General features: G+C 71.8%; 1 pseudogene. It reads left to right on the forward strand.

Annotated elements, in window-relative coordinates:
- Positions 1-975, forward strand: a pseudogene (locus G3N94_RS41505) (MFS transporter); the annotation flags it as partial.
- Between the last annotated feature and the right edge of the window lie 27 nt (positions 976-1002).

Here is a 1002-nt window from a genome sequence, read left to right on the forward strand (position 1 = left end):
CGTGTCGCGATCGACGAATCGCGCGATCCGCACGCGAAGCGCGTCGATGCCGTCGGCAGCCTGCTGTTCGGCGCGGCGCTCGCGTGCGCGATCGCGGCGTTGATCGACGCGCCGTCGCACGGCTGGCTGGCGCCGGGCACGCTCGGCCGCTTCGCGCTCGGCGCCGCGCTGTTCGCGGGCTTTATCGCGGCGGAGCGCTGGCAGGCGCGGCCGATGATCGATCTCGCGCTGTTCAGTGAGCCGCGTTTCGTCGGCGCGGTGCTCGCGATGTTCGGCTATGCAGCGTGTGCGCAGGTGATGATGACGTTCCTGCCGCTGTACCTGCAGAACGCGTTCGGGATGTCGGCGATCGACGCGGGGCTCGGGATGCTGCCGTTCGCGGTCGCGATGATCGTCGGGCCGTCGTTCGGCGCGGCGCTGGCGGCGCGCATGTCGTCCGGCGGCGTGCTCGCGGGCGGGCTCGCGCTGATCGGTGCCGGCAACCTGCTGACCGCGGCGCTGACCGCGAGCGGCGACTACCGGCTCGTCGCGATCGGGATGTGGGTGACGGGGTGCGGCGCCGGCATCATGAACGGCGATACGCAGAAGGCGATCATGGCGTGCGTGCCGCCGCACCGCACCGGGATGGCGTCAGGGATCAGCACGACGACGCGCTTTACCGCGATCGTGACGGCGGTCGGCGTGCTCGGCGCGGTGCTCGCCGCGCGCATGCACACGCAGCTCGACCGGCTGCTCGCGGCGGCGCCAGGCGTGCGCGGGTTCGCCGATGCGCCGTTCATGTCGAGCCTGCTGGCCGGCGACCTTGCGCGTGCGCTCGGGCATGTGCCGCCGGTTGCGGCAGTGACGCTCGCGAATGCTGCGCCGGTCGCGTTCGCGAGCGGGTTCGCCGATGCGTTGAACCTGAGCGGCGTGCTGGCGCTAGTGGGGGCGGTCGTGATACGGCGGTTGCTCGCGCAACCATTGAGCGGCGCGTGAACGGCTTCGGCAGTTGAATGTGCCGCT

The organism is Burkholderia sp. Ac-20353 (assembly GCF_017104785.1).
Taxonomy (GTDB): Bacteria; Pseudomonadota; Gammaproteobacteria; order Burkholderiales; family Burkholderiaceae; genus Burkholderia.